The 20,692-nt window shown below is 57.8% G+C and carries 22 protein-coding genes; 1 reads left to right on the top strand and 21 read right to left on the bottom strand.

The window, feature by feature from the left end; translation table 11 throughout:
* Position 1: 1 nt before the first annotated feature.
* A complete protein-coding gene (locus VGH19_10040) occupies positions 2-664 on the bottom strand; it encodes a hypothetical protein (protein ID HEY1171700.1) in 663 nt (220 codons plus the stop codon).
* A gap of 419 nt (positions 665-1,083) precedes the next feature.
* Here VGH19_10040 and VGH19_10035 point away from each other — a divergent pair, with 419 nt between their 5' ends.
* Positions 1,084-1,467, top strand: coding sequence for a multidrug efflux SMR transporter (locus VGH19_10035; protein ID HEY1171699.1), 384 nt, complete (start codon positions 1,084-1,086; stop codon positions 1,465-1,467).
* On the opposite strand, the gene VGH19_10030 is transcribed toward VGH19_10035, so the two are convergent.
* The 20 genes from VGH19_10030 to VGH19_09935 form a co-directional block, all read right to left on the bottom strand.
* Entirely contained in the window at positions 1,422-2,810 is a 1,389-nt protein-coding gene (locus tag VGH19_10030; GenBank protein HEY1171698.1) for a DUF4388 domain-containing protein, read from the bottom strand. The two genes, VGH19_10035 and VGH19_10030, sit on opposite strands and share 46 nt — an antisense overlap.
* 35 nt (positions 2,811-2,845) lie before the next feature.
* Entirely contained in the window at positions 2,846-3,832 is a 987-nt protein-coding gene (gene pstB / locus VGH19_10025; GenBank protein ID HEY1171697.1) for a phosphate ABC transporter ATP-binding protein PstB, read from the bottom strand.
* 13 nt (positions 3,833-3,845) lie between these two features.
* Entirely contained in the window at positions 3,846-4,718 is an 873-nt protein-coding gene (pstA, locus tag VGH19_10020) for a phosphate ABC transporter permease PstA (protein ID HEY1171696.1), read from the bottom strand.
* 87 nt (positions 4,719-4,805) lie between these two features.
* Positions 4,806-6,047, bottom strand: coding sequence for a phosphate ABC transporter permease subunit PstC (pstC, locus tag VGH19_10015; GenBank protein ID HEY1171695.1), 1,242 nt, complete (start codon positions 6,045-6,047; stop codon positions 4,806-4,808).
* 34 nt (positions 6,048-6,081) lie between these two features.
* On the bottom strand, positions 6,082-7,431 hold the full coding sequence (locus VGH19_10010) for a phosphate ABC transporter substrate-binding protein PstS family protein (GenBank protein HEY1171694.1): 1,350 nt from the start codon (positions 7,429-7,431) through the stop codon (positions 6,082-6,084).
* Positions 7,432-7,584: 153 nt separating this feature from the next.
* Entirely contained in the window at positions 7,585-8,457 is an 873-nt protein-coding gene (locus VGH19_10005) for a rhomboid family intramembrane serine protease (GenBank protein HEY1171693.1), read from the bottom strand.
* A 151-nt stretch (positions 8,458-8,608) separates the two neighbouring features.
* A complete protein-coding gene (locus VGH19_10000) occupies positions 8,609-9,667 on the bottom strand; it encodes an alkaline phosphatase D family protein (GenBank protein ID HEY1171692.1) in 1,059 nt (352 codons plus the stop codon).
* 279 nt (positions 9,668-9,946) lie between these two features.
* The gene (locus tag VGH19_09995; protein ID HEY1171691.1) at positions 9,947-10,879 is read right to left on the bottom strand and encodes a flagellin; all 933 of its coding nucleotides are present in this window, start codon (positions 10,877-10,879) and stop codon (positions 9,947-9,949) included.
* Positions 10,880-11,119: 240 nt separating this feature from the next.
* Complete coding sequence (flgK, locus tag VGH19_09990) at positions 11,120-12,547, bottom strand: flagellar hook-associated protein FlgK (protein HEY1171690.1); 1,428 nt, start codon at positions 12,545-12,547, stop codon at positions 11,120-11,122.
* A 12-nt stretch (positions 12,548-12,559) separates the two neighbouring features.
* Positions 12,560-13,054, bottom strand: a complete 495-nt coding sequence (gene flgN / locus VGH19_09985; protein ID HEY1171689.1) for a flagellar export chaperone FlgN — start codon at positions 13,052-13,054, stop codon at positions 12,560-12,562.
* Entirely contained in the window at positions 13,041-13,400 is a 360-nt protein-coding gene (locus VGH19_09980) for a rod-binding protein (GenBank protein HEY1171688.1), read from the bottom strand. Before VGH19_09980 ends, flgN begins: the two co-directional genes overlap by 14 nt.
* Positions 13,401-13,405: 5 nt before the next feature.
* The gene (locus tag VGH19_09975) at positions 13,406-14,512 is read right to left on the bottom strand and encodes a flagellar basal body P-ring protein FlgI (protein ID HEY1171687.1); all 1,107 of its coding nucleotides are present in this window, start codon (positions 14,510-14,512) and stop codon (positions 13,406-13,408) included.
* A 22-nt stretch (positions 14,513-14,534) separates the two neighbouring features.
* Complete coding sequence (locus VGH19_09970) at positions 14,535-15,176, bottom strand: flagellar basal body L-ring protein FlgH (GenBank protein HEY1171686.1); 642 nt, start codon at positions 15,174-15,176, stop codon at positions 14,535-14,537.
* Positions 15,148-16,098, bottom strand: a complete 951-nt coding sequence (flgA, locus tag VGH19_09965) for a flagellar basal body P-ring formation chaperone FlgA (GenBank protein ID HEY1171685.1) — start codon at positions 16,096-16,098, stop codon at positions 15,148-15,150. Before flgA ends, VGH19_09970 begins: the two co-directional genes overlap by 29 nt.
* Before the next feature lie 8 nt (positions 16,099-16,106).
* Positions 16,107-16,889 (bottom strand): flagellar basal-body rod protein FlgG, encoded by a 783-nt coding sequence (gene flgG, locus VGH19_09960; GenBank protein ID HEY1171684.1) that lies wholly within the window; start codon positions 16,887-16,889, stop codon positions 16,107-16,109.
* A 9-nt stretch (positions 16,890-16,898) separates the two neighbouring features.
* Positions 16,899-17,633, bottom strand: coding sequence for a flagellar hook-basal body protein (locus VGH19_09955; protein HEY1171683.1), 735 nt, complete (start codon positions 17,631-17,633; stop codon positions 16,899-16,901).
* A gap of 332 nt (positions 17,634-17,965) precedes the next feature.
* Positions 17,966-18,244: a hypothetical protein gene (locus VGH19_09950; protein ID HEY1171682.1), complete on the bottom strand. Its 279-nt coding sequence runs from the start codon at positions 18,242-18,244 to the stop codon at positions 17,966-17,968.
* Positions 18,241-18,999 carry a flagellar motor protein MotB gene (locus VGH19_09945; protein ID HEY1171681.1) on the bottom strand — a complete coding sequence of 253 codons (759 nt, stop codon included), beginning with the start codon at positions 18,997-18,999 and terminating at the stop codon, positions 18,241-18,243. The genes VGH19_09950 and VGH19_09945 overlap by 4 nt, the downstream gene beginning before the upstream one ends.
* Entirely contained in the window at positions 19,000-19,857 is an 858-nt protein-coding gene (gene motA / locus VGH19_09940) for a flagellar motor stator protein MotA (protein ID HEY1171680.1), read from the bottom strand.
* Between the two features lie 12 nt (positions 19,858-19,869).
* Positions 19,870-20,688 (bottom strand): FliA/WhiG family RNA polymerase sigma factor, encoded by an 819-nt coding sequence (locus VGH19_09935; GenBank protein ID HEY1171679.1) that lies wholly within the window; start codon positions 20,686-20,688, stop codon positions 19,870-19,872.
* Between the last annotated feature and the right edge of the window lie 4 nt (positions 20,689-20,692).

The raw sequence follows: 20,692 nt of genomic DNA, 5'->3' as shown, positions 1-20,692 counted from the left end.
ATTATTCAGTCACGCTGAACACGCGCTGCCAAGTTTGCGCTGAACCTGAATTATTCTGGTAGAAGAAACCTTCAGCCACATTCATCGTCGGCTCACCCGGAGAACTCCAAGAACTTGTGCGGCGCGTATACAATTCGTAACCACCGTTGACGAACTTATACACGCGATCCCCGTTCTGGGCCGGCAAGCCCAACTGTGTCTGAACCAAACCAGACGACGGGATAAAGCTGGAGAGCAAAGAAAACCCCTGCGGAATGTTGCGAGTGATCGGAGTGGATCCACTGCTTTGCAGAAGCTCACCCGTGAAGGTCAGCGTGATGGCACTTGCTGCAGTGTTCTGCACAAAGAAGCCTTCACCGGGCGCCACTACTGTAGTAGCACCATCGGGCTGCCAACCCGTGCTGCGCTTGGTATGCAAAATGTAACCACCCGTACCGGAATCAAAGCGGAATACCTTCGTTGTGTTATTAGGGACACTCGGCAAAATCGCATCCAGCGTATTCCCCGAAGTATTCAGCGGATTGCCAACCAACACAAAACCACCAGCGGGAACGTCAACATTGACAAACCCAACTACGTTCACGGAATAAACCGTCTGCGCCTGCGTCGCGGCTACGCCAGCCAGCGAAACCAGTCCTGCGAGAAGGAGAGCTTTAGTTTTCATTTAAGAGTTTACTTCCTGATTTAGTGTGCGCGTGCAGTCTGCTTCACATTCACCTTCAAGTCAACGGCTTTTTTTACCACCTAAGGTTACATTTCTGCGTACTTCTCCGGATTCAATCTACTCAAGTTTCCAAACCCCGTTTTCCACCTCAAAATAAATACCTAACACCTTAAAAATCAAATAGATACATAAGAACCAAGCACCCACCCAATCACTTCTCGCAAACTCAAATCTTTGCCCAAATGAACCTCATACCTAGGGTTTCACCCCATCTGCGCCCGGAAAACTTTTTGTAAATACATTGTATTCACACACCCTCTCCTCCCCTTTTTTCGCCCACACACCTTCCATACCTTGAAATTTCCCCCTTATCCACCGACACTCCCTTCCTCTTTTCAAAGAATAACAATTATTTTACCATGGCTTGGTTCTATCTTTTCCTCGGCGGGGCACTTGAGATCGTCTGGTTGATCGCCATGAAATACTCCAACGGCTTCCGGAATTTCTGGCCCAGCCTCATCGTCGTGCTCGCCCTCATCGCCAGCATGTTCGTCGTCTCCCTCGCCATCAAAACCATCCCCATGGGCACCGCCTACGCCATCTGGACCGGCATCGGCGCCGCCGGTGGAGCCATCGCGGGCATCATCCTCTTTAATGAATCCAAAGATTGGCTGCGCCTCCTCAGCATCGCCCTCATCATCGCCGGCATCATCGGCCTGAAATTTACCGCCACAGCCGGGACACCGGAGCAAACCGCTCAACCCACCGCCGTCAGCGAGTTGGATTCAGTATCCAAACGGTAAGTGTTCGAATCTCCCCGGCCCTCATCCACCCCGGAACACACACGGATGAGCAACGTCGTGGGATCTTCATCGATCGTCACCTGCGGTGCCCGTTCGTCATAAGTGAACACAAACGTCCCCTTCTTCACCCCCACCATCGCGAAGAGCGCTGCCTCCCCCTTCTTGTTCACCGTCTCCGCATGCACTATGCGGCCCCGGTCGAAATACGCCATCCCCCAAAACACATCGCTCTGGATCCCCAATTGCCCCGTCTTGCTCCCCATGACCAGCAACTGCGCCAGGTCCGTCACACTGAAATCCGCGATGTCCCCGTTGAAAGTATTGCTCTGGTCCGCGTGCTCCAGCTTGTCCGCCACGGAGATCATGGACTCCACCTTCCTCACCATCCGCGTCGTGTCATTGCCGCGATCGATGATCGAACTCACGATGTTCTGCGCCAGCGCACCCTTGCCCTCCGCCTCGCGCAACAGCCGCAGATGCAAGCGCAACTCATCCTCCGTCGCCACCCGCAGCACGCTCAACACCGTCCGCCGCCGCACCTCATCCACATCCATCGAGGCCTCCACACCGATCTCCGATCCATTCTTGTGCCGCAGAACCATGAAGTAGATGGACTTGCTCTCGCCCATCGCGCGTTCATTGCGTATCACCGCCGCCTGCAGCTCCGCCACCCCGCCACGCACCAGGCCCGTATCCGCGATCTCCGGCCCCAGCTCCTCCGCCTTGTAGCCGAGCAACCTCAGAAAACGCCGGTTCGCCTGCACAAAATGATTGCTGCCGTCCAGTTCCAGCAACGGCACCGAACAGGTCTCGAAGAATTGTCGCAGCTCCTGCTCGTTGTCTTGCAGCTTCAAGCTGGTCGAGACCAGCTCCTGGTTCTTCAACGCCAGCGTTTCCGCCTGCCGCTCGATCGCCGCCATCTGCACCTGGATCTGCTCCATCTGCTTGTAGAGCAGCCGCTTCACGGAAGCCAGGCCGATGAATTGGCCATCCTTCAGGATCACCATGTCCTGGTAAAAATCACTGCCATCCGCCGGCGTGTTCAGCAGGAAGTGCGTGATGGAGTGCAGCTCCATGCTCCCCTCCACGATCACTGGCGCGGGATTCATGATCGTCGTCAGCGGCCGGTCCGCCAGCACCGACCAGCCATACTTGTCCGCCAGCCGCGCATTGAGCTGGTCACGACCCACGATGCCGCCGAGACCGCCTTGGTCCGTGACCGCCACGTAATGCACATTGGCATTCGTCTTGAACCATGCCAGCAGATCGCGGACACGGGTGTTCCCGTCCAGCACCGTGCTGTGCTCCACCAGATCGTGCGCCAGTATGGATTTCGTTTGCATGATTCGTGTCTCCCCATGTCCCCGTTCCGGTAAGATCAACCGAACCGGCCCATGATATAATTCTCCGTCAACGTCTGCCTTGGTCGTGAAAACATCGTGGCCGTCTCGTCATACTCCACCATCTTCCCCAGATAAAGGAACGCCGTGTAATCCGAGCAACGCCCCGCCTGTTGCAGGTTATGTGTCACCAGCACGATGGTGTAGTCGCGTTGCAATTCCCGGATCAGCTCCTCAATGCGCGCCGTCGCCAGCGGATCGAGCGCGGAGGCCGGTTCATCCATCAGGATCACCTTGGGCTTCACCGCGATCGTGCGCGCGATGCACAGGCGTTGCTGCTGGCCGCCGGAGAGATTCAGCGCGTTCTGGTTCAGACGGTCCTTCACCTCATCCCAGAGACCCACCCGCATGAGCGCCTCCTCCACCATCAGCTTCATCTCCACCTCCGTCCGCGCCAGCTTGTGCAGGCGGATGCCAAAGGCGACATTCTCAAAAATGCTTTTCGGGAACGGATTCGAACGCTGGAACACCATGCCCACGAAACGGCGCAAACGCGTGGAATTCACATTCGGCGCATAGATGTTCAATCCATGGAAGGTCACCTGCCCGATCACCTTGCAGCGCGGGATCTGGTCGTTCATCCGGTTCAGGCAGCGTAACAACGTGGACTTGCCGCAGCCCGACGGCCCGATTAGTGCCGTCACGCGCTTTTCTTTGATGGGAAAGGAGATGTCCTGCAGCACCTGGTTCGGCCCGTAGTACAGCGAGAGATTCTTTATGTCCACGCACTCGGCTTTCGGCCCTTCCGGCTTGGCCGACATTGAGGCATGGGCGGAGTGTACCTCCACCGTGGGCCGCAGGCGGTTGCTGTTACCACCGCTCACTTGCGCCAGCGGCATAGCAACCGGAGCCAGTTCATTTTCCGTGACCACGGCGACCGGCACTTCCGGCTCAACCGGAGTGACCGGCACCACCGCCGTCGGTGCGATTTTGATCGCGGGACGTGAAGGAGTTGGAGAAGCCATAGAACCTAAAATCTTAGTGATGCAGTTGACGGTATTTGCGCCGCAGATAAGCGCGGCCCAGGATGGCCAGCAAGTTCAAGGCACAGGTCAGTGCGATCAGCACCAGCACCGTGGCAAAGAGCAGCGGCTTCGTCGCCTCCACATCGGGCGACTGCGTCGCGAGGATGAGGATGTGGTAACCCAGCTCCATGAACTGGTCGTTCAATGAATCCGGCAACGGCGCCAGATACGCCGCCCCCGTGAACATGATGGGCGCCACCTCACCCGCGCCCCGGCTGATCGCCAGGATGGCCCCCGTCAAGATGCCCGGCATCGCCTGCGGGATGACCAGTCGCCATAACGTCTCCAGCTTGCCCGCGCCCAATCCCATGCTCGCATCACGGATGGATTGCGGCACAGCACGAAGCGCTTCTTCCGTCGAGACCACCACCACCGGCAAAGTCAGCACCGCCATCGTGAAGGAAGCCCAGATCAAGGCCGGCTTGCCCCACACCGGCGTGGGATGGTTCATCAGCCGGTCAAAACCGCCGCCGATGAAATAGACGAAGAAGCCCAGGCCGAAGAGCCCGAACACGATCGCCGGCACACCGGCAAGATTGTTCACCGCCAGGCGGATCGTCCGCGTCCACCACGCCTGCTGGTCCGCATACTCATGCAGATACACGGCGGTGATGACACCGAAAGGCACCACCATCACCGTCATGATCATCACCAGCGCCACCGTTCCAAACAGCATCGGGAACACGCCCGACTTCTCCACCGAGAACATGCCCGCCTCGATGCCGCCAAAGATGAATGCCGGATTCAGGCCGTGATACCCCTTGAGCAGGATCTCGCCGATGATCCACACCACCATGCCCACGATCGCCAGCGCCGCCAGGGACATGAGCCAGATGTAGCCATGCTCGGCGCGTTCACGCGTCGTGCGGTCTTCTTGCAGATAAGCCAGTGCGTCCATTGCGTCAGTCAGTGATCAAAGATTGAGATTTGCGTTCGGTGCTTCCGGTTGCGCCACCGTGTGATGCTCATGAGACACGGAACCTTCCAGCCGCGCCTTCAGGTGATGGATGATCTGGTCGCCGATGAGGTTCATCACAAAGGTGAAGCAGAACAGCAGCGTGCCGATGAGAAAGAGGATGCGGTAGTGCTGCCCCTGATACGCCGTCTCCGCCAGCTCCGAGCCGATCGTGGCCGGAATCGTGCGGCCCGGTTCAAAAAAACTCGGTCCCATCAGGAACGCATTGCCGGAGATCATCAACGCGATCATCGTCTCGCCGATGGCCCGGCCAAAACCAAGCAACACCGCGGCCGCCACACCCGGCATCGCTGCGGGCAGCACGACGAAGATGGAAGCATACCAGGGTGAAGCACCCATCGCGTAAGCCGCGTCCCGATGCGCGATCGGCACCGCACTCAGCGCGTCCTCGGAAACGGTGAACACGATCGGGATGATCGCCAGTGCCGTGACCACTCCCGCCACAAACACATTCAGGCGATACTCATAGCCGAACGTGTTCTGCATCACCGTGGCCATGATCATCAGGCCGAAGAAACCCAGCACCACCGTCGGAATGCCCGCCAGCATCTCGATGGCCGGCTTCACGATCTCGCGGACCGCCGTCGGAGCCATTTGCGAAAGATAAAGCGCCGCGATCACCGCCAGGGGCACGGCGACCAGAATCGCGACGATCGAGATCTTCAAACTGCCCACGGCGAGCGGAATGATATTATACTTCTGCACCTCGGAATTCGGCTGCCACACATACGATTTCGCCTCGTAGCCCGTCCATTGATAAGGCTTCAGCATCATCATCCACGAGGTGGTATTGAGTGCCGTATCCGGGTTCGCCTTGGCCTTTTTCTCCTCCGCCTTAAGCTCCACCAGGGATTGCAGGATGTCCGGTGTAAAACCCTGTATCTTCTCCAGTTTCAATCCCAGATATGCCGCCTGCTCCTCCGGTTTTAGCGCCTGCACTTCGGCCCAAGTCAGCGTCTTGCCTGAACGTGCGTTGTCCATCTGCCCCAGCATGATGGGCATGGACTCCTTGAACATGAACACGAAGATGAGCACCAGCAACGCGATCACCAGTCCGGACACCGCCACGCTGCCGCGCTCCACGAGCCATACCCAGATGCTCTCACGGTAGCCGCACAGCTCCGGCACCGGGTTCCATGCCGGTTCAGTACCGTTGGCGTTCTGATTTTGCTTCTGCATGTTCACTACTCAGCTCAAGTTCAAGGTCTCGTGACTAACGGCGGAACAGATTGGAACGGTTTGAATCGCGGCGGCCTTTGTTCAGCTCGTCTTCAATCCGCATCAATTCCTTCTCCTTGGCGGTGAGCTCCTTTTCCTTGGAGACCAACCCCGCTTCCCGCACTCCCACTTCGGATTCCTTGCCCACCAACCGCGCCTCACGATCGGCCAGTTTGGCTTCACGCGACGCGAAAGATTCCTCGCGCCCCGCCATCATCGCCTCGCGCTTGCCCAGAGCGGCCGATTGCTCGAGCAACGACTCGATGGCCGAGGTCGGATTGTAAGCAGGCTGCGCCACATAAGCCTGCGGTTGTTGGTAAACATGCTGCTGCGGCACCGGCTGGGCCGCCATCGGCTGGACTTGCGCGACCACCGGCTGCACCGTTTGCGGAGAGGGGGCGGCAACCGCTTGTGCTGGCACAAAGGCACTCACCGGCTGTGAAGCAACCGCCACTGGAGCTTTGGCGACCATCGCCGGGGCCGTGGTAGCGACCGCAACGGCTGGAGCCGGCTTGGCCGCCGGCAACGGGATATAACCCGCCGCCGTCACAACTTCCTGCCCGGCCGGCGTCACCACCCAATCGACGAACTTCTTCACATCACCGCTCATGCCGCCGGGCATGAGGTAGAAGAACAGATAACGTGAAAGCGGATACTTGCCGGAGATCACATTCTCATCCGTGGGCAGGCACGCTTCATCCGTATCCTTTTCCTTCACCATGAGCGATTTCACCCCGCTCGCGTAACCGATGCCGCCGTAACCGATGGCGCCCGGGTCTTTGGAGACGGCATTGATCAAGGCCGCCGTGCCCACCATCGTCAGGGCGCGCGCGGAAAAATCCTGTTCCTTCAACACGTGTTCTTTGAAATAGGCATACGTGCCGGAATTGTTCTCCCGGCTGTAAATCACGATCGGTTTGTCCGGCCCGCCGAACTCGCTCCAGTTGCGCGCCTGCCCGCGGAAGATGCGGTCCAACTGGGCAAAGCTGATCTCCTTCATGGGATTGCTCGCATGCACATACACCGAGAGACCATCCAGCGAGGTCTTGATCTCCAGCGGCTTCGCCCCGTGCGTGGCGATGAGGTCCGCCATCTCCTTCGGCTTCATCGCCCGGGAAGCCGTGGCGATATCCGTCGAGTTGTTGCGCAGTGCCGCGATGCCCGTTCCCGATCCGCCACCCGTCACCTGGATGTTCACACCCGACGTCTGCTTCATGAAAGTCTCCGCCCACCGCTGCGCGAGGATGACCATGGTATCCGAACCCTTGATGGTGACTTCACCGGCCACCACCGCGGCGAACTGGCCCGCAAGAAGAAGGGCTAACGCCCAAAGTGTACGTTTCATATCGTGTGTTCCAAGAACTGACAGGAATTGGTTTTCCTGTCGCGAAACGAAACTCTAGGGAAACCATGTTACAGAAAAATGGTGAGCCCCCTACGAAACGGCAACGTTCCCATGTCAGCAATGTGACAGGACACTTCGCTACGAAAGCACACCTCAAGAGCGTCCCAAGGCGAGACACCACGGGACAGACAGCATGAAAAGAAAAAGTGATAACGCTCGATTTTGGACGCGCGGCTCCTTCATCTGCGGCCAGCGGCGCAATCTCCACCCAAACACCAGCCCCGCCACAAACCCCGCAACATGCGCCACCATATCCGTCTCCGGACTCCCGCTCGCACCCACCAGCAGGAATAACATCGCCCCCGCGCTGAGCGTCACCAGCAGCCCCTTCCACTTCAACATCGGCGCCTGTCCGATCACCGGCCGCGCAATGATCAATCCCACAGCCCCCATCACCATCCCCGAAGCACCGAGACTATTGTAAGGCCCGTCATACACCATCCATCCCGCCACATTCCCCAGCACACCCGCCAGGTAAGACGTCAGCAGCGAAATCCCCAATCCATACCGCGCTCCCGCCAGACAAAAAAACAATAGGCCGATGGAACAATTCGCCGCCAGATGCGCCAGATCGCTGTGCAACGTCACCGCCGTAAAGAGTCGCCACCAGTCCCCCAGTGCAAACCGCTGGCTATCCATCACCCCGGCAGCCTCGATGCCCGGCCACTTATCCGCCATCGCATGCCAGAAAATCAACGCCAGCACCCAGAACATCGCCAATGTTTCCAAGTGCGGTCCCTCCTCCGTCCGCGCCATCCACCAGTTCCACCCGCGCGTCTCCTTATGATACAACTTCAATACTTGGAACGCCCGCGTGGAATCCACCGCCGCCACCTCCAACGCGAACCGCTCCCCCTCCACCTGCGCGATGCCCACCTCGATCCCCTGGCTCGCCAGCACCAGGCTCCAGTCCATCGCCTGCCTGCGATCCTTCACCGGAATCAAAACTGGTGCCTCATTCGTCATCTTAAACTGTAGCGCAGACTGTCAGTCTGCTGCCTGTCCCGCGACTGCGGTGATGTCGCCGACTGGCAGTCGGCAGAACATTAAACTATTTCATCACCCACAAATTAGCATCTGCGCCACAAACCATAATGGCCCGCCGGTGCAACCGGCATCACTTCCCCTGCAACTCACTCACCTTGATCTTCTTCTCGATCTGCACCTCACCCCTCACATCAATGATCTTCAAATGCAACTCCGTATCCTTCTTCCCCCAATCGATGCTCAACTGTCCCACATTCGCCTCATGATATGTCTTCGGGATCAGCCGGTTCACATTCGGTGTCGGCGTGCCGCGCGGATGCACCTGCGTCATCGCACTCGCCGTCAATTCATACAGCGGATACCCCGTCGGCCCGTCCATGCGCGACAGCTCGCACCAATGCCGGTCCCCGCTCAGGAACACGATTCCGTTCGCCTTCGTCTCCTGAATCAGCGCCAGCATCCGCTCCTTCTCATGCGGCAGATTTGCCCACGCCTCGCACCCGCAGAACTCCGGCACGAACTGGATGCTCGAGATCATCAACCTCACCTCCGCCGGTTTCTTTAATTCCTCCGCCAGCCACACCCACTGCGTATCCCCCAGCATCGTCGTGGATTTGAAGGGCGATGGCATATACGGCCCGCCGCTCGGCTCCATCCCATGATTCCCCCGCGTCAATTGACTCCGAAAATACCGCGTATCCAAAAGGATCACCTGCACCCGCTTCCCCTCCGGCCCATAAATGTGCGAGCTGTAAACCCCCTCCTGCTTGCGCCGTGGCGAATCCTGCGGCTCATCCAGCCAGTTATAGAATTCCTCCTGCGATTCCTTCTTAAAAGCAAAGTTCGCTCCACCATCATTCACCCCGTAATCATGATCATCCCACGTCGCTACAAACGGCGCCTTCTTCTTCAATCCTTGGAAAAAACGGCTGTTCTTCAGCGCATCATACTTCGCCCGCATCACCGTCATGTTCGTCGTGTCACCGTAAATGTTATCCCCCATGAAAATGAAAAGATCCATCGGCACCTCGAGCGTACGATCCAGCATCGGATGCTCCACCTTATTCAAGCACGACCCGAACACGATATTCGTCAGCGCAACGCTACTCTCCGCCGCATCCAATCGCAGATGATTCCCGATCAACAACGACACCGTCACCACCAGCCAGCACTTCAGGGTAGATTTCACCCCGCCACTTTTCCGAGAACTGAACCCTGACGCAAGCGACAAACAAGTTCCCGCATCTCCTGATTCGAAAAATCACCCCTTCATTCGCTTGACCCCATTCGGTTGAAAACTCTCCCCCCTCCGCGCTCTCCGTGTCTCCGTGGTAAATCTTCCTTCGACCTGAAGCCCAAGATTTTCCACCCCCATCCGTGTTCCATCTGTGTTCAATCTGTGGCTAAAATTCCCCCTCAGCGCATCCGTGGTTCATCAACCCGAAACTCAAAACCAGAAACTAGAAACTCACCTGAGATAATCCATCAACGACATCTTCATGATAGAAGCCCCGCTCTGCAGCGCCGCCTGATACGCCATCTGCGTCTCATTCAGCTTCACCAGCGTCTCCGCCAGATCCGCATCCACTTCCTGCGACACCACCGATTCCACCGAGAGCAATTGATCGCCGATCCGTGCCGCCGTCACTTCCAGACGCGACTGGATCGACCCATTCAATCCATATTGCTGCATCAGGTTGTCCTCGTCCTTAGCGAGATTCGTGTGATCCGCCACTATGCCCGCTGCATTCCCCGCCAGCAGATTATCCCGCAGCGAGATAAGATGTCCGAACAGATCCGAGCCATTGCGCGAATCCCCCAGCAACCCTTGCGGCCCACTGCCGCTCGTGTTCACACCCGGCGGTTGCACCGCGATCGTCTGTCCCGGCACAATCTCGCTCTCCGCCACCGAATCATTCCCCTGATACGTCACCCCCGTGACCTGCCCATTCGCATCCAGCGCCATCGTGAACGGCGGCAGATCGTTCTTCGTGCCTGCAAAAATATAATCTCCACGGTTCTTCGCATTCGCCGTCTGCACCGCCTGCTGGATGAGTTGGTTCACTTCAGCCGCGTAAATCTTCATCTCCTCGGGAGATTTGAGCCCATCTGCCAACGTCGCGATCTCAGAAGCGCGATCTGAAACCTTCTGCAAAGAACGCATCGCCGTGAAAGAAGCCCCGGCCACCTCCTGCAAGCGCGTCACATTCTTCCGATACTGCCCCATGCTCTGCGCCTCAGCTTGCAGGTCCAGCACCCGCCGCATCGCCACCGGATCATCAGAAGCGTTCTGCACGCGCTGCCCCGTCGCCGCCTCAGTCTGAAGCTTCGCCTGACGCGATGCCAATGTTCCCAGTTGCGGGACCAAGGCATTCGGAAAAGTGCTGAAAGTGATGCGCATATCAGTTCAGTGTATTAAATTTCGTGACGCAATGAACGCCCGCTGTTTCCTGCTCATGGTGGGGCAAAGCTGCCGCTTTGCCCTGACATTGGTCTTCACCGCCGAACTCGCAAAGTAAACCGGCCGTCGAAAAACGCCGTTCATCCCTGTCTTTGGCTGGACCAGCGAAGGGGTGAAAGGTGCCCGCATTGCCTACACCCTTTGTCCGCAAATCATTTTCTGAAAAATTCATCCCCATTCCTAACGTTTCATGCCGATGATCGTATCCAGCATCTCATCGATCGTCGTGATCAACTTCGCTGAGGCCGTGTAAGCCTTCTGGTACTTCATCATGTCCGTCATCTCTTCATCCAGTGACACACCGCTCACCGAATCACGCTGGCGATTCAGCATATCCACCACCACCTTCTGGTCAGATTGCTGTGCGGTTACGCTGGAAAGCGCCTGCCCCGCCGCCGCGATCGTCTTGCTAAAATATTGGAAAACCGTCTGCTGGCCCAACGCCGCCCTGGCTGACGTGTTCAACTGCGCCATCGCCAAAATCGTCTGGTTATCACCCTTGTTGCCCAGCGCACCCGATGCCTGCAACAACACCGGATCAGCCGTCAGCGCCGCGTTCACCGCGATATTGCCCGCGTTCGTCCCCGTAAAGAAATCTGCGCCCGTCGTATCGTTCAGGCTGAACCCGTTCCGATGCGCCGTGTTCACCATGCTGATCAATTCGCCCGCCGCCACATTGAGAGAATTGCGCAACTGCGCGATCGCCCCATCACGCACCTCGATCGTCCCCGCCAGCGAACCGCTCGTCAGGTTCAACGCCGTGGCTCCCGTCACCGTCCGCACCTGCAAACGCCCGCCACCCGCATCATACGTCTCCAATGAATCCAGTTGATTGACACCGCTCACCAACGTCTGCCCATCCACAGAAATCTCCAACCCGCCCGTCGTTTCCACGACATCCATCGGCACGTACTTCGCCAGCGCCTCCAGCTTCTGCTGCCGCAGATCGCGCAAGTCATTCGCCGGAGTGCCATCAGACATCTCCGCGCGATTGATCCGGTCATTCAACGCCGCCAAATCGCGCAGCAACCCATTGGCTGATCCAACCTCCGTCGTCAGCGATTCATTCAGCGAAGCATCCAGTTCACCCAACCGCGTGGACGTCGTATTGAACCGCGTCGTTAAATCTGTCGCCTTCATCAGCAACACCTGCCGCTCCGTCAAAGAGGATGGTTGCGTGGACAAAGATTGAAACGCCGCGAACAGCGAGTTGATTCCCTCACTCAAACCATGCTGCGCGCCCACACTCGTCGTCGAACTCGTCCCATCCGCGCCGCTCGCCTGCCGGTCCAGCTTCTCACCCAGATATGTCTCCGCGAACTGCAACGCCTTCATCTGCGAATCCAACGAACCCTGGATCGCCCCCTCTCTCAAAGCCTGCCGGTCCAAGATCGCATCGCGCGCCTGTGTCACCGCCGTGCCCAGTGCGCCCGTTCCCTGCCAACCCACCGCTGTAGGTAGGGCCATGCCTGTGCTGATCTGCAAGCGCTGCCGTGCATAGCCAGGCGTATTGACGTTCGCCAGGTTATGGCCGGACACCTCCACGCCCTGTTGCTGGGTCTGCAACGAGCGCGCACCGAGATTCAGTGAACCGAATAGTCCGAGCATAAAAAGAGGAGATTAACCCACCGCTTCGTAAAGCGCGCGTCCACCCACTGGCCGCGCATACGCATTGCCGTTTTGCCCGTAAGCCGCGCCATTGTTCGCCGGAACCAAAGAACCCAGCAGGTTTTGCATCAGCTCCATGGAACGCGTCAGCAAAAGATGATTCTGCCGTGCCCGTTGTTGCACGCGCACCAGCAGATCGTTGTTCTCCTGCATGAGCGCATGCACGAGTGGCCGATACACATCCGGCAGGAGCGGGATGATGTCTTTCAACGGCGCATCCGCCGCCAAGCCGAGCTGCAAAGCAGTCGCCTGCTGTTGTTGTTCGCGAGCGCGGCGGTGTTCCGCCAGCACCACGCCTTGATTCTGCACCTCGTCCACCGTGCGGAGCAGATCGTCTGCGGCACGGCGCAAGACACAGTCCTGCTGTTCATCCAGCCGGGCGAGCATCTCGCCGTACTGCTGGAGTTCCTCGCGCAAGGCGGCGATCAGTTGTTTAATCGTTTCCATTTTGTTCAGAAGAAATTTTCGCGGCTTCCTGGGTCGCCTTCAGCTCACGCGAGAGTTGCGGAGCCAGATTGCGACCCAAACCAAAAGTTCCCGACTGGCTGATCTGTTCAGCCATCGTGTTCACCAGCATGTCCTTGTAGATGGAGGTCTGGGATGAGTTAGATTCCAACGCACCACCAAACATCGGCTTCTGCGCCTGCGCCAGGATTTGCCGCAGCAACACTGCCTCGAACTGGCGGCTCACCTCGTTGACCTTCTGCGCCTCGGACAAATCTTTGTTATCCGCCAGCTTCTCCAGCGGAAGCTGCGTCGCATTCACCTGACGTTGGAAAGCTGTGATTTCCATAGGTATCAGCGCAAAATGAGTTCTGCCTGCAAAGCCCCTGCCTGTTTCATCGCTTGAAAGATCGCCATCATGTCACGCGGCGTCACGCCGATGGCATTCAATCCCGCCGCCACCTTGTCGATCGTCGGCATGTCTTCCAGCGCGATGAGCCGTCCCTTGTCCTCGCTCACCTTCGTATCCGTCCGTGGCGTCACCACCGTGCTGCCCGTCTGGCTCAACGGATTCGGCTGCGAAACATCTAGCGAGGAAGCCACATTGATCGTCAGTTCACCGTGCGACACCGCACACGCTGCGATGCGTATCTTGGAAGTCGCCACGATCGTCCCCGTGCGTTCATTGATGATGATACGCGCTGGAATATCCGGCACCACTTCGATGGCTTCGAGACGTGCGATGAAATCCACCGGCCGTTCCGAATGTCCCGGCGGCACTTGCACCCGCACAGAACTCGTATCAACCGCCGAGGCACTGTTCGGAAACACCTTGTTGATCGCCTCCGCCATACGCGCAGCCGAGGTGAAATCCGGATCGCGCAATAGCAATTCCACCTCATCATCCCGTACGATCTGCGTGGCGATCTCTTTTTCCACCAGCGCTCCGCCAGTGATCTGCGCCACTGTCGGATGATTCTTCTGCACCGTCGCTCCACCCGCACCGCCCGATCCGCCGATGAATCCACCGACCGCCAGCGCGCCTTGCGCCACTGCATAGACTTTCCCATCCGCACCCATGAGCGGCGTCTGCAACAACACACCGCCCTGCAACGTCTTCGCATCACCGATGGCCGACACCGTCACATCCAGGCGCGTGCCGTTTTTCACGAACGCTGGGATATCCGCCGTCACCATCACCGCCGCCACATTCTTGGAAGACAACGTCGCGGAAGGCACTGTCACCCCGAACCGTTGCAGCATGTTCGCCATGCTCTGCACTGTATAAGCCGGGTCTTTATCACCATCTCCCGCCAAACCGACTACCAAGCCGTAACCGACCAATTGGTTCTCACGCGCACCGGACACCATCGCGATATCCTTGATGCGCGAGGCCGCCTGTACTTGAGCAGCGCCCAGCATCAGCAACCCGGCCAGCAAAGTTGTGAGAAAATGTTTCATGTCGGCAGTGAGTAAACCCAGCTTAGAACGGCGAAACCTTGTCCCACACACGATTGAACCAGCCCTTCTTCTGCGAATCCGAGAGCGTGCCCTTGGAGATGAACTTGATCGTCGCATCCGCCAGTTGATAGCTGTAAACCGTATTGTTCGCCGCCACATCTTCCGTACGCACCACACCACGTAAGATGGCTTCCTGGCTCTCACCGGAGAACGAAGTCTGCCGCGTGCCTTCCAACATCAGGTTGCCGTTTGGCATCACCTCGATCACCCGCACTGAGATGCGCGCTGTGATCTTCTCAGAATTGCTAATCTTGCCGCCGCCATCGAAATCCGTGCTCGAAGAGAACTTCATCGCCGGATACTTGCCGCCCTTTGTCAGCAACCCGCTCGCTGCCGGACCGTAGAGGAACGACGCGATGCTCGCATCCACGCCCGACTTCTTCGCCGTCTGCGTGCCCTGCTCCTTGCTCGTCGTGTTGCTTTCCTGGATCAGGATCGTGACGATATCACCCACCGCCCGCGCTTTCTTGTCCGCGACCATCGGCTTGCTCGTCTCCTCTTTCCAGAGAGACTGCGCACTCACCGTGTTCACAGACATCACCGTCACAAGTGCCGTCAGCAGCAGCACACCCAGATCAAAGCGTAACAAGAATCGTTTGTTCATTCTGCACCTTTCCTCGAAATTCACGTTTGGACTTCAGATTCCGCACCCGCACGGTCTGCCCCGGCAAACCGTCCTCCAGCACTTCCACCTTCACCGAAATTTCTAACGCCCCGTTCTGCACCAGCGCATCCACCACCTTGCCGCGATTGATGATTGGCCGAACACGCAGCGACCGCGCCGTCAACGTCGCACCATTCTGAATGCTCTCCGCCACCTCCAGCACTTCCGCTGGCGCAGGCAAATCCGTCAGCGCATCCCGCATCGTCAGCACATCGCGCCGCTCCGTCGCCCACTCAAACCGCGTTACCGGCAATCCACGCATCGCCGCCTGCCGCGCCACGATCACCTCGCGCCAAACCTTCGCCTGCACCGCCACCTGCCAGGTGCCCGCGCTCTCACGACCCGCCAGCAACTCAAACCGCACAATCAAGTAAGGGGAGATTCCGCTCGCTGGCAGATCCATCACCTTCATCGTCAAAGGCTCATCCGGCACCGTTACTTCCGCCCAACTCCGATTCAGCCGCAGCTCCAACTCCCCACGCTCGCGCACCTGCGCCTGCTGCAACGTCTGCGTCAGCATCTCCAGCATCTCCGTTTCACCGAACATCCGGCTGCGACGTGCGATCGTCACTTTCTCCGCCCCCGTCCATTGCACCGCATTCGTGCTGCCCGTCGCCTTCACCAAGGCCGTTTCAACTTGCGCCCGCGTCAGCACCAGCAACTTCCCGAACGCTGGTGCCTCAAACAGACTCACATGCGGCGCTTCCAATGCGGCCCCGAACAGATCACGCGGGAACACACCTTGTCCGGTCACTTGCGTTTGCGCAGGTAACTCGAGCGAAAGACTGGACTGGGCGGCGCTAACACGCACGCCCAGCCCCACACACACCAGCACTAAAAGGATGATCGCTCTGAAATTCATATCACTGGTTAACGACGCAGGCCGTTGCTGATCTGCATCATCTCATCCGCTGCCTGCACTGCCTTCGAGTTCACCTCGTAAGCGCGCTGGGCCACGATCATGTTCACCATTTCTTCCACGACCTTCACGTTGGACATTTCCAAGAAACCCTGTTGCAGTTCACCGAAACCATTCTCACCCGGATTGCCCAGCTCCGCCTGACCGGAAGCCGCCGTTTCGCGATACAGGTTGCGGCCCGCGCTTTCCAAACCGGACGGATTCGCGAACCGTACCAATTGCACCCGGAACGTCTGCTGCCCATTCGCACCATTCGTCGTCACCTCACCCGTTGGGGAGATGCTGATGGAAGTCGTTCCCGCAGCGATCGGCTGAAAGCCGCCTTGCAACACCAAGCCATCACTTGTCGTGATGCGTCCATCCGACGCCGTCTTCAGCGCACCATCGCGGCTGTAAGCGCGCGTTCCATCCGGCATCTGCACTTCGAAGAAGCCATCACCTTGGATCGCCACATCGAGACGTTCCCCCGTCTGCGTCAGCTCACCCGTCGTAAAAATCTTGGAAGTCGCCACCAATCGCGAGCCATGACCGATCTGCACACCCGTGGGCAATTGATTGCCTGCACCCTGCTCCGCCCCGGGCGCACGCGATGTCTGGTAAAGCAGATCTTGGAACTCCGTCTTCGACTTCTTGAAGCCCGTCGTGTTGACGTTCGCGAGGTTGTTCGCGATGACGTCGAGATTCGTCTGCTGGGACTGCATGCCCGCCGCTGAAGAATAAAGTGCGCGTAACATAGATTGTTATCAGTTCGGGTTTGCCAGCTCCTGGATCGCCTTGCTCATGCGCTCGTCCTGCGTCTGCACCACCTTCTGGCTGGATTCAAAAGCGCGCATCGCACTGATCAGCCCCGCCATCTCCATCACTGAAGAAGTATTGGCGCTCTCCAAAAATCCCTGCCGGATCACCGGTGCATCCAGCAGCACCGGTTGGATCGCTGGATCGTTCGCCAGAAAATTTCCACCACCAGCAGGCGAGAGCAGATCGGTGTTATTGAAATCAACGGCTTTCAACTTGCCCTTCAAGTCAGCGCCCTGACGCACTTCGCCATCCAGGCTGATTGTGAGCGGCGCACCGCTGTTGCGATCCAGTTGAATCGGCCCACTGTCACCCATCACTGGATAACCCTGCTTCGTCACCAGCGCGCCATCCGAGTTCACATGAAATTCACCATCACGCGTGTAAGCCTCATTCCCATCTGGCAAACGCACCGCAAAGAATCCTTTACCTTCCAGAGCCAGATCCGTCGGCACACTGGTCGGACGCAACTCACCAGGACGGAAGCTCGTGCCCACCGAAGCCTTCGGCAGCGCATACGCCGTTCCACCCACTGTACTCTGGCCCGCCGCGATCGCGCTGAACGTCACTTCCTGCCGCTTGAAACCCGGCTGCGCGCTGGCGGCGAGATTCCCCGCCACCACTTCCTGCCACCGCGCATTGGCGGTCATCGCCGCTGCTGCTTGATATAGGCTCACGTTCACGCAGCCCTGTTAAGCAACGCCCGTGCCAAGCGCTAAAACCCCTTGTTTTACTGCTATTTCAACAGGAACCAGCCTCCAACGTGGTAATTTCCTCCCCCTAACAGATAGCAGCGAATGCAGAAATTGCCGAGTGGAATAAACCGTGGATAGAGAACCAAAAAGAGTAGCGCGACCTTTCGCAAAAGAAGCTTTAAGTGTTACCGCTCCTGGACTCGCGAAAGCTTTCGGAGCTAATGAGGAGAGGTCAGTTCTGCCCCAAGCAGAACTGGGTGAGGAGTGAGTCGAAGCAAAGCGCATCCAAAAACTCAGCAAACTCCAAGAGAATCCCTCAATCAATACACACAATTCAACATCACCACCTGTCCACACCCGCACTCCACGCGTATCCCCGTCACCCGATCCCCCTCACGCTGCAACGTCACCTGCGGTGAATTATGCTGATGCTGCTGCATCAACGCCACCTGCCCTGCTGGTGCAGGAATCATCTTGGGCTCTGCAACCATGCTCACCGGCGCCGCTGTCAATTCCGGCTTCAACTGCTGAAATGATGTCTTCGGCTCAACAGAACTGCTGGCCTGCTTGGGCTGAAATGGAACAAACGCGTCGCTCATGTTTGGGGCACAGACCGGTTGCCTGATTTGATCCGCAGCATCACCGTCACGCGACGGTTGCCTGCATCCGTAGAGGGTCGGTCCGTCAAAGGTTGCGTGTCCGCATATCCCGCCACCTTGCGGATCTGCTCAGTGGTCACACCATGCTTCAAAAGTTCACGCCTCGCGGCATTGGCGCGATCCGCCGTCATCTCCCAGTCCGAATAATTCTCGCTCTGCTGAGGACGTCCCGTTTCTGTATGCCCTTCCAGTTCCACATTGAAGGAACTGGTGTAACGCGAAAGTTGCCACGCCAGCGTGGAGAAAACCCACTGCCCGTATTCCGTGAACTTCGCCGAATCCGGCTCAAAGATGGCGCGCCGCGTCTTGTCGAAAACACTGATCTTCATGCCCTCGGGAGAAATATCCATTTTGATCGGATTCTCTTCCGGGTTCTCTTCATTCGTCTGCAACGTCGTTACCAGGTCCTGCGCCAGTTTGCGGAGCATGTTCAGCTCCATGGCGGAAGCGGAGTCGAAATTGCCGCTGCTGGAACGCACTGCCTGCGCATCCTTGCTCGGGATCAAACCGGTGGAATCTTTCGTCAGCGAATTGAACGGATTCTTGAAAGAACGTTCCACGGCTTCCTTGATCTTCTCATCCTGCGAGGTCAGCCAGAGCACCAGAAAAAGCGCCATCATCGCCGTGACGAAGTCCGCATAAGCGACCTTCCACGCGCCACCATGATGCCCATGTCCTTTCTTTTTCCTGCTCATTTACTTGCCGATGTTCTTGAGCATTTCTTCCAGCGACTCCGCCGATGGCTTCACATCACTGCTCAAACTGCGGCGCGCCACTTCCACCGCCATGATCGGTGCCATGCCACCGGCAAAGCCGGAAACCGCCGTGGCGATGGCGCGAAAATACGCCATTTCCGATTGTCCGAGAAAAGTCATGTTCACCGCCAAGGGATTGAGAAATCCGTAAGAGATCAAAATACCGAGGAACGTTCCCACCAGCGCTGCGGCCACGTGATGACCTATCTCTTCGATCGGCCCGGAAATGGAACCCATTGTCACCACGATGCCCAACACCGCTGCCACGATACCGAAGCCCGGCATCGCATCCGCCGCCTTCGTCAACACATCGATCGGCTGGTGATGCTCGTCTTCCATGCCGTCCAGTTCCACCTCCATCAGCATCTTAAGCTGGTCCGGCTTCACCTTGCCGTCGATCAACGGCTTCAGGCCGTTGCACAAAAGATCCACCGCATGATGATTGTTCACGAACGCCGGATACTTCGTGAAGATGCTCGATGAATGCGGGTTCATCACATGCTCTTCCAGCGCGATCATGCCATTACGTCGTCCCAGCATGAACAGTTCATAGAGCGCCTTGAAAAGCTCTTCATAAGCAGTCTTGCTGTAAGGCGTGCCCTTCAACGTGCCGATGATCTGTTTCACCATGTCCATCAGCACCTTTTTGGGTGACATGATGATCAGAGCACCCAAGGCTGCACCGCAGATGACGATGACTTCTGAGAGCTGCCACAGCACCGCCACATGTCCGCCCGCGAGCATAAAGCCGCCAAGAACGGATATCGTGACCAAGACTGCTCCGATGATGACAATCATACTTAAAAACGATTAACGGCCGATGACTTCGTGACGCTGGAGATAATTCTTGATGGCCATGATGGCCTGCGAATGGATCTGGCAGATGCGCGATTCCGTCACCCCGAACACTTCGGCGATCTCCCGCAAACGCATATCTTCAAAATAATACAGTGCGAGCACCTTGCGCTGCATCTCGGGCAATTGCTCCAGACGCTCGGCGATGATCTTGGCAAGTTCACGACGGGAGGCTTGCTCCACGGGATCGTTCTGCGCTTCATCCGCCACCAGTTCGTAATTGGAAGAATCACTGCCTTCTTCGCCACCTTGAACAGCATCCAAACACACGAATGTTGCTGGCCGGATCTCTTCCATCAGTTCAAGATATTCGTCATGAGTCAGGCTCAGAGCCTTCGCCACTTCTTCATCGCTTGCTGTACGACCAAGCGATTGCTGCAGGCGCTCCATCACCACCGCCACCTTGCGCGCCTTGTCATGCACCGAGCGCGGCACCCAATCGAGGCGGCGCAGCTCATCATAGATCGCACCCTTGATGCGCACTCGGGCATAGCTCTCGAAAGAACTTCCGCCCTGCGGATTGAACTGGCGTACCGCATTGAGCAGTCCCACGAGGCCCACGCTGTAAAGATCCTCGGCGTTCACGTGCGAAGGCAGGCTCATCGCGATGCGGCCCACCACCGTCTTCACGAGCGGCAGGTATTGTTCGACAAGGTCGGACTCCGCCTGGCTGCCCGGCGTGCTTGGCTGGTAGCGGCGTGCCGCACTGGCCACTTGGGGCGCTTTGTCCGCGGCGAGAGTCTGGTTGTCTTCAAGTTCAACGCACGTTGTCATAGGT

It is taken from the genome of Verrucomicrobiia bacterium, assembly GCA_036405135.1.
GTDB lineage: Bacteria > Verrucomicrobiota > Verrucomicrobiia > Limisphaerales > JAEYXS01 > JAEYXS01.
Note: the sequence above shows the minus strand (reverse complement) of the source record. Positions and strands in the feature narration are given on the sequence as shown.